Source organism: Parafrankia sp. Ea1.12 (assembly GCF_900465275.1).
Lineage (GTDB): Bacteria > Actinomycetota > Actinomycetes > Frankiales > Frankiaceae > Parafrankia > Parafrankia soli.
Genome location: NZ_UBIZ01000304.1, coordinates 1 through 8,530, shown reverse-complemented (window position 1 = coordinate 8,530; position 8,530 = coordinate 1). Strand labels below are relative to the sequence as shown.

Here is an 8,530-nt window from a genome sequence, read left to right as displayed (position 1 = left end):
CAGGACCTCCGCGCCACACTGACCTACGGGCTCGCAGGCACCACAGAGCAACGACGTCGGACCGGACGGCACCAACATCCTCATCAGGACAGGGTGCCGGCGCAAGCCGGCATGATCACTGACCTGGGGGAAGAGGCTGGAAACGGGTCCCTACCCGAACCCGCAGAACGAAAACAGGTCCGGAGGAATTCCCCCGCCGCCCCTGCCAGTGGGGAGCTTCGTCGCCGCGCTCCCCCTACCTGGTGCCATCGGTTCACCGAGGTACGTGAACGCGCAAGCACCGGGCGATCTGCGGGTCGCTGGTACCGCGAGCGAACATCTCGGCAGCCTGGAGTCGGATCTGTTCACGTCGGGTGCGCTCATGGGCGGTCTGTCGTCGAGGGCACCGGAGTGCCCGACCTCCCGGAAGATGCGCCCGAGCGCCACCCACATGTCACCCGTGCAGGCGTTCCTCGACTCCGGCCGGTCGATCGTGACGGTCACGACGAATCCGTCACGGTCCGCCCGGACGTTCGGGTGGTAGGACGGGACAGACTCTTGCGTCATGGCTATATATCTAGAGATATTGGACGCCACGTCAACCGGACAACCCACGCGCGGGCCGGAACCGCGTCCGGCGGGTGAGGGAGAGCCACGTGACAGCCCAGGAGTGGTCGTTACCCGCCGTGCTCGACGTCGTCACCGACGTGGCCCCCGACCGCGACATGCTGGTGTCGGCGACCGTGCGCCGCAGCTATGCGCAGGTACGGGACCGCACCCGGCGGCTCGCCGCGTACCTCCGCCGGCACGGGCTCGGGGTGCGGCGGGAACGTCACGAGCTGCGGCGTTGGGAGTGCGGCCAGAGCACCGTGGCGGTCGTGATGTCGAACTGCCCCGAGTACCTCGAGACGATGATCGGGGCCTTCCGGGCACGCGCCGTGCCGTTCAACGTCAACCACCACTATGCGCCGAGGGAAATCGGCGCGCTGCTGAGCCAGGTCGGCGCCGAGGCCGTGGTGTACCACCGACGGCTGGGCCCGAAAGTCGCCCAGGCCGTCCGACTGAACGCCCGGCCCGACGGCCGCCTCAACGGACTGCTGCTGATCGACGTCGACGACGGCTCCGGCGTCGCCCCCCTACCGGGCAGCACCTCGTTCCCGTCCGCGCTCGCCGACGCTCAGGGCGTCCACGATCTTCCCGTCCCGTCACCCGACGACCTCTACCTCGTCTGCACCGGCGGCACGACCGGTACACCGAAGGGCGTGCTGTGGCGTCAGGGGGACGTCTACGTCGGCGCCGCGGGCGGCGCCGACGTAGACACCCGCGACGTCATCGCGGGGATCGCCAGGACGGGGGCGGGCGTCTGGTTCGCGGCTCCTCCGCTGATGCACGGCGCCGCGCAGTGGACCGCGTTCGCCGGGCTCGTCAACGGCGGCACGGTGGTCCTGCACGACGACTCCCGGCCCTTCGACGCCCGCGCGATCCTGCGGACCATCCAGCGTGAGCGGGTGACGATGATGTCGATCGTGGGCGACGCCTACGCCCGGCCGCTGGTGGACGAGATCCGGGCCCGCTCCTACGACCTGACCTCGCTGGTACGCCTCGGCACCGGCGGTGCGACGACCAGTGCCGGGCTCAAGCAGGCGCTGCTCGAGCTGCTGCCCCAGCTCACCGTCGTCGACGGGTACGGCGCGTCCGAAACGGGCGGGATGGCGTTCGGAACGTCGACGTCGGGCAGGCAGGCGCACCGGTTCCGGCTCGCCGCGGGTGCCGCGGTGCTGTCCGCGGACCGGTCCCGCTTCCTCGAACCCGGGGACGACGAGGTCGGCTGGACGGCACGGGTCGGCCGGATCCCACTCGGCTACCTCTGCGACCGGACACGCACGGAACAGACCTTCCCGCTCGTCGGCGGCCGGCGGACCTCGGTTCCCGGCGACCGCGCCCGCTACGACAGCGACGGCGGCATCGTCGTGCTCGGACGCGACGCGATGGTCGTCAACACCGGCGGCGAGAAGGTGTTCGTCGAGGAGGTGGAGGAGGTGCTCCGGCAGCACCCCGACATCCTCGACGCGCTCGTCGTCGGACGGCCGAGTGACCGCTACGGCGAGGAGGTGGTCGCGCTCGTCCAGCTCCGGACGGGTGCGCAGCTGTCTCCCACCTCGGTTCGCGAGCACGTCGCCGGCCAGCTCGCGCGTTTCAAGGCGCCCCAGGCGGTGCTGCTGTGCCCGCGGATCGGCCGCCATGCCACCGGCAAAGCCGACTACACCTGGGCACGACGCGCGGCTCTCGAGGCGGTCTCCGCCACCGTGACGAGAACCTGACGGGCGACTGCGCGGCGGCCGTGCGGCGCGGTGGCCGCGATGGTCGGGTAACCGCGATGGTCGGGCTGCTCTCAGTCCGACGACCAGCCGCGGGCGTCCCGCAGAACCTCCCGGAACGGCTTGCCGCTGTCGAACGACGGTTCGCGGGGAAGCCCGAGCACCCGCTCTCCGATGCTGTTGCGCTGCATCTCGTTGGTGCCGCCGGCGATGGACATGAAGCGGCTGTTGAGGAAGCCGACCGCGGCTTTCCTCCCGAGACTCTCGCCGGGCTCCCCGTCCCCGTTCACGGCGTCCCAGTTCACGGCGTCCGCGCCGCCTATGCGCATGGCGGTGTCGGCGCGGATCGGGTCGTAGACGCCGCTGACCAGCTTGGCGTAGGACGCGAGGTGGAGCGCCTGGGCGGGATCCGTCCGCATCCGCGCGCCGAGCCTCGCGAGCAACGCCCGGCGCGCCACGTCGTCGACGTGGGCGCGCACGATCAGGTCGCGGGTGAGCGGGTCCGCGAGCCGGCCGGCGGCCCGGGCGAGCTCGACGAGGTCGGGCGCGACACCGGTCGAGGCCCGCGTGGTGCGGGTGCCGTGGCTGAGCCCTCCCCCGCGCTCGAACATCAGCATGGTCTGGGCGACGGTCCAGCCGTCGTTCACCTGGCCGATGACGTCGCCGTCGCCGAGCACGACGTCGTCGAAGAACTCCTGGCAGAACTCCGCGTCGCCGGTGATCTGCCTGATCCGCTCCACGGTCACGCCGGGGGCGGTGACGGGGACGGCGAACCACGTCAGGCCGCGGTGCTTCGGCACGTCCCAGTCGGTGCGGGCGAGGCACATGCCCCAGTCCGCGTAGTAGGCGCCACTGCTCCAGATCTTCGACCCGTTGAGGACCCACCCTTCGCCGGCACGGACCGCCCGGGTGCGCACGCCGGCCAGGTCCGACCCGGCCTCGGGCTCGGAGAAGAACTGCACGAACAGCTCCTCGCCGGAGAGGATCCTCGGGATGTGCCGGCGCAGGAAGTCCGCCGACGCGTGCGCGAGCATCGTCATGGCGCAGACACCGAACGTGGTGCCGCCGGCTATTCCCAGCTCGGGCAGCCGGTAGCCGCGCGCCTCCTGCTGGAAGGCACGTTCGTACTGCGGCCCGAGGCCCTGGCCGCCGTACTCACGCGGCCAGGTGATCCCCGCGTACCCGGCCTCGTGCAGCCGGCGCTGGAGCGCGCGCCCGGCCGCGATCGCCGCCGGACCGGTACCGCCCCGGCGGGGGGCAGGGGCCGGCAGTCGCTCGAGGTTCGCCTCGATCCAGGACCGGGCCCGCGCCCGGTACTCGTCGAGAGCCGGCACCGCCGTGTCGTCGTCACGCTCCGCCGGCACGTTGTCGCCACGCTCCGGCGGCACATTGTCGCCACGCTCCGGTGCGACGTCCCGCATCAACCGACTCCGATCCGCTCGCCCAGCCGGCCGCGGTGCCACTGCGCCGAGCCGAACGCCACCGCGTCCGCGGCGAGGCGCCTCATGAACAGGTGGTGGTCGTGCTCCCAGGTGTAACCGACCCCGCCGAAGACCTGGAAACAGCCGTGGGCCAGCTCGACGCCCTGCTCGGCGACGAAGGCCTTCGCCGCGTGCGCGAGATCCATCCCGTCGTGGGCCCCGGAACCGAGCGCCCCGGAACCGAGCGACTCCGCGGCGGCGGCCACCACCGCCTTCGCCATCTCGAGGGAGAGGCTCAGGTCGGCGAGGAGGTGCTTGACCGCCTGGAACGAGCCGATCGGCCGTCCGAAGGCGATACGTGTCCTGGCGTACTCGACCGCCGCCGCGAGGTCACGGTGCATCGCCCCGACCGACTCCGCGGCGGTGAGGACCGCGGCGGTCCCGACCTGATGCTCGAACCGCGCCGCGGTCGCGTCGCCCGGCGCTCCGAGCACGGCGTCCGCGCCCACCCGGACATCGTGGAACCGCACCGCGCCCGGCCGTCGGGTGATGTCCAGGCTCGTCATCCGCCGCACCTGGACTCCGGGAGTGTCTGCGGTGACCAGGAACTGCGTCAGCCCGCGCGGCCCGCGCGCGGCCACGACCAGCAGGTCGCAGTCGGCCGCGTCCGGTACGTGCCGGACGTCGCCGGCCAGGCGGAAACCGCCGGCACCGTCCTCGCCCGCGACGATCGCGCCGGCGCCCGGCGTCAGCCCGGCGACGTCGCCCACCACCCAGGTCGCCCGGCCCCGGCCGGCCACCAGCCGGGCGAGGGTCCCGCCGTGCCTCGGGCCCTCGGCCGCCAGCAGGTGCGCGACGACATTCGCCGCGACGAACGAGCCGGGCTGCAGGACGGCGCCCCGCTCGGCGGCGACCGCCGCCGCGTCCAGTAGGCCGTTGCCCGACACGGTGCCGCCGCCGTGCTCCTCGCCGACCAGCATCCCGAACCAGCCGAGCGAGCCCGCGGCTTCGAGGTAGCGCGCGTCCACTCCGCCGGAGCCCGCGGCGAACTCCCGGACTGACGGCAGCGGCATCGTCCGCTCGATGAACCTGGCGCTGGAGTCGAGGAGCAGCTCCTGCTCGGGCGTCGCGGACGCCAGCAGACCGACGCTCATACGCCGGTGAACCGGGGTTCGCGGCGCTCGGCGAACGCCCGGAACCCCTCCCGCGCGTCCTTCGTGGTGTAGGCGATGTGCTGGGCCCGGGCCTCGTCCTCGACCGCCCGCTCGAACGTGGTCGAGTCGCTCGCGTCGAGCAGCCGCTTGATCAGGCTGAGCGCGGTCGTCGGCCCGGCGGCCAGCCGCCGGCCCCACGCGGCGGCGACCTTCGGCAACTCGTCGGCCGGCACGACCTCGTTGACCAGGCCCCACGCCAACGCGTCCGGAGCGCTCACCCAGTCACCGAACAGGGCCATCTGCTTCGCCCGGCGCAACCCGATCTGGCGGGGCAGGCTCCAGGACGTCCCGCCATCCAGGGACAGGCCCCGCCGGGCGAACACCTCGCAGAACCGGGCCCGGTCGCTGGCGACGACGAGATCGCAGGCGAGCACCAGGCCGAGCGACACGCCGACGGCGACACCGTCCACCGCCGCGATGGTCGGCTTCGGCAACCGGTGCAGCCGGTTCACGATGTCGCCGGCGGTGCGCATCTCGTGCAGGATCGCCTGCCGGGGGCCGGAAAGTCCGCCAGCCTCGCCGGCCCCGCCCTCCGTGCCCGCGCCGCCGGTCAGGTCCGCGCCCGAGGAGAAGTTCCCACCGGCGCCGGTCAGCAGCAGCGCCCGGTCGGCCGGGTTCCGGGCGACCTCGGTCAGGATCCGGGCGAGGTCGGCCCAGTTCGTCCCGTCCAGCGCGTTCTTCTTCTCCGGCCGGTTGAAGATGACCGTGACCAGGCCGCCGCCGCGTTCGACGAGCGTCGAATCCATCAGGTCGTCTTCTCGGGCAGTAACACAGGCTTGATCACCTTTCCGGAAAGCGTCGCCTCCTCCGCGGCGTTGATCGCCTCGAGCGGGAAGGTCTCGATCAGCCGGTCGAACGGGAACAGGCCCTGCCGCCACAGGTCGATGAGGCGGGGAACGAGGACGTGCGGGTCGGCGCCGCCCTCGAGGATCCCCGACACGGTCTTGCCGACCAGCGCCATCGGACCCAGCGTCACCGGTCGGCTCTGGACGCCCACCAGCCCGCAGTGCCCGGCCATCCGCAGCACCGCGACCGCGTTCGCGATCGACTCGACGTTCGCCGTGGTGTCGAAGCTGAAGTCGGCACCGCCGTCCGTGAGATCCCTGATCCGCGGCACGAGGTCGGCGTCCGTTCCGTTCAGCACGTGGGTGGCGCCGAGTTCGCGGGCGAGCTCCAGCCGGTGCTGATGGAGGTCGACGGCGACGATCGGGGACGCGCCGACCACCTTCGCCGCCATGATCGCGGCCATCCCGACCGCGCCGGCACCGAACACGACGAAGCTGGCGCCGGCGGTGACCTTCATCCCGACGAGCACCGATCCGGCGCCAGTCAGCATGCCGCAGCCGAGGGGCCCCAGCTTCTCCAGCGGCTGTTCCCGGTCGACCAGAACCGCGTTGCGCTCGGTGGCCAGGCAGTGCGTCGCGAACGACGACTGCCCGAACCACCGCGAGGAGATCGCGTTCCCCGCCGCGTCGCGCGCCCCGGTCGTGCCGTCGGCCCGCCGCCCGAACATGTTGCGGACCAGGAAAGTGTCGCAGTAGGGCGGCAGGCCCTTCCGACAGTTCCGGCAGTCACCGCAGGAGTCGAAGGACAGCACGACGTGGTCGCCGACCGACACCCGCCGTACTCCCTCGCCGACGGCCTCGACCACGCCGGCGCCCTCGTGACCGGTGACAATCGGCGGCGGCGCGAACGACTTGGGCCGCCGTGGCACGAGGTCGCTGTGACACATGCCCACGCCCACCACACGGACCAGCAGTTCGCCGGGACCGGGCGGGGCGAGCACGATCTCCTCGAGCTCGTAGGACCCGTCCAACCGACGCAGTACCGCCGCGGTCGCCTTCATCGAACGGCCTCCCGGCTAGGTGGTGTTCCGCCGTCCGGCGGTCACGGCCTTCGCACGAGAATCGTAGCCATTGATGTATATGTTTTCAACCGATTACGCCGCCCGGTGCCGACGCCAGCCAGCCTTCGAGCTCACGCCGGAGGACCTTGCCCATCGGGCTTCGCGGCAGCTCGTCGACGACCTCCAGGCGTTCCGGGCACTTGTGACGGGCCAGCCCCTCGGCTCGGCAGTGTGCCACGAGGGCGGCCAGCGTGACCTCGTCGCCCGGCCCGCCCGGCCCGCCCGGCCCGACCACGACGACGGCGCACACCCGCTCGCCGGTGCGCTCGTCCGGCACACCGACGACCGCGACGTCGCGCACTGCGGGATGCCGCGCCAGCACCCTCTCCACCTCCGCCGCGGAGATGTTCTCCGCGTTGCGGATGACGACCTCCTTCAGACGACCCCGCACCCGCACCCGGCCCTGCTCGTCGACGTCTCCGAGGTCCCCCGTCCGCAGCCAGCCGTCGGCGTCGAAGGCGTCGGCGTCCAGCGCCGCGTCCTGGTAGCCGAGGAAACACTGCGGGCCCTTCAACCGCAGCTCGCCAGCGACGACCCGCACCCGGACACCGGCGGCCGGCCGGCCAACCGTCGTGCCGGGCTCGGCGTCCGTCGGCGTCTCGCTGGTGGCCACCGGGAACTCGGTGAGCCCCCAGGAGCCCAGCACTCCGGGCACGCCGAGGACCTCCGCGACCTCCCGGCTGACGGGCTCCGGTGTCGCCGCGCCGCCGCCGACGCAGGCACGCAGCGCCGGGAAGAGCGGCTTCCCGCCGCGACGGCGCTGCGCGGCCGCGTACGCGCGGAAGAACGGCGTCGCGGAGCCGAGGATCGTCGGCCGGTGGGCCGCCATCCGCTCAGGCGTCACGGCCGGGTCGAACGCGTCGAACAGAACCAGCGTCCCGCCGGCCCGCAGCGCCGCCGCGAGCATCGAGACCCCGCCGATGTGGCCGATCGGCCAGGCGATCGGGTACACGTCCCCGGCGCCGAAACCGAGCCCGGCGACGACACCGTCCGACGAGGCGATCACCGAGGCGTCGGTGTGCCGCGCCCCTTTCGGGTCGGCGGTCGTGCCGGAGGAGTAGTAGATCCACCGGCACTCGTCGGCCCGCGCGGGGGCGGCGGGCAGGCCGGTGGAGTCGCCCTCGGGCAGGCGAAGTGCCGACCCGGGCGGGCCGTCGAGGTCCAGTGCCAGCACCTCGGGCCCGAGCGACCTGGCCATCTCGCCGTGGCCGAACCCCTGCCACGACTCGGGCACGACGACCAGGCGTGCCGAGACCTGCCGCACGATGAACCCGACCTCCCGGTGGCGGAACGCCGGGATGACGGGGTTCTGGACCGCACCGAGCCGCGCGCAGGCCGCCAGCAGCACCACCGCCTCCAGCGTCGTGGGCAGCTGCCAGGACACGACGTCGCCCGGCTCCACGCCGTGCCCGTGCAGGCCCGCCGCCGCGCGGCCGGCCGCGTCACGCAGGGCCGCGGTGGTCAGCGAGCGGCCGTGGTCGTCCGCCAGCACGACGGCGTCCGGCACGCGCCGGGCGGCGTCGTCGAGCAGGCCCCAGAACGTCAACGTCGTCGTCCTCTCCTGTGCGCGTCCGGCACGCACGGCAAGCCACGGCGGCGCGGCAGCCGACCCTCACCGGTAGCACCTACCGGCCACCATCTCGATGTTGAGGCTGGAAAAATCTAAATATATAACTTAGGGTTCTCGCCCAG

7 protein-coding genes are annotated in these 8,530 nt (G+C 72.7%); 2 read left to right on the top strand and 5 right to left on the bottom strand.

Features of this window, described 5'->3' with window-relative positions:
- Positions 1–265: 265 nt before the first annotated feature.
- Together FMEAI12_RS36635 and FMEAI12_RS15820 are read left to right on the top strand one after the other, a co-directional pair.
- The gene (locus FMEAI12_RS36635) at positions 266–523 is read left to right on the top strand and encodes a hypothetical protein (protein WP_160144281.1); all 258 of its coding nucleotides are present in this window, start codon (positions 266–268) and stop codon (positions 521–523) included.
- A gap of 112 nt (positions 524–635) precedes the next feature.
- The gene (locus FMEAI12_RS15820) at positions 636–2,300 is read left to right on the top strand and encodes an AMP-binding protein (RefSeq protein WP_112106617.1); all 1,665 of its coding nucleotides are present in this window, start codon (positions 636–638) and stop codon (positions 2,298–2,300) included.
- A 71-nt stretch (positions 2,301–2,371) separates the two neighbouring features.
- On the opposite strand, the gene FMEAI12_RS15815 is transcribed toward FMEAI12_RS15820, so the two are convergent.
- The 5 genes from FMEAI12_RS15815 to FMEAI12_RS15795 all read right to left on the bottom strand — a co-directional run bounded on the left by FMEAI12_RS15815 (position 2,372) and on the right by FMEAI12_RS15795 (position 8,384).
- Positions 2,372–3,718 carry an acyl-CoA dehydrogenase family protein gene (locus FMEAI12_RS15815; protein ID WP_235014044.1) on the bottom strand — a complete coding sequence of 449 codons (1,347 nt, stop codon included), beginning with the start codon at positions 3,716–3,718 and terminating at the stop codon, positions 2,372–2,374.
- Positions 3,718–4,872, bottom strand: a complete 1,155-nt coding sequence (locus FMEAI12_RS15810; RefSeq protein WP_112106616.1) for an acyl-CoA dehydrogenase family protein — start codon at positions 4,870–4,872, stop codon at positions 3,718–3,720. Before FMEAI12_RS15810 ends, FMEAI12_RS15815 begins: the two co-directional genes overlap by 1 nt.
- The gene (locus FMEAI12_RS15805) at positions 4,869–5,678 is read right to left on the bottom strand and encodes an enoyl-CoA hydratase/isomerase family protein (protein WP_112106615.1); all 810 of its coding nucleotides are present in this window, start codon (positions 5,676–5,678) and stop codon (positions 4,869–4,871) included. Before FMEAI12_RS15805 ends, FMEAI12_RS15810 begins: the two co-directional genes overlap by 4 nt.
- Positions 5,678–6,778 carry an NAD(P)-dependent alcohol dehydrogenase gene (locus tag FMEAI12_RS15800; RefSeq protein WP_112106614.1) on the bottom strand — a complete coding sequence of 367 codons (1,101 nt, stop codon included), beginning with the start codon at positions 6,776–6,778 and terminating at the stop codon, positions 5,678–5,680. The genes FMEAI12_RS15805 and FMEAI12_RS15800 overlap by 1 nt, the downstream gene beginning before the upstream one ends.
- Before the next feature lie 85 nt (positions 6,779–6,863).
- On the bottom strand, positions 6,864–8,384 hold the full coding sequence (locus FMEAI12_RS15795) for a class I adenylate-forming enzyme family protein (RefSeq protein WP_112106613.1): 1,521 nt from the start codon (positions 8,382–8,384) through the stop codon (positions 6,864–6,866).
- Between the last annotated feature and the right edge of the window lie 146 nt (positions 8,385–8,530).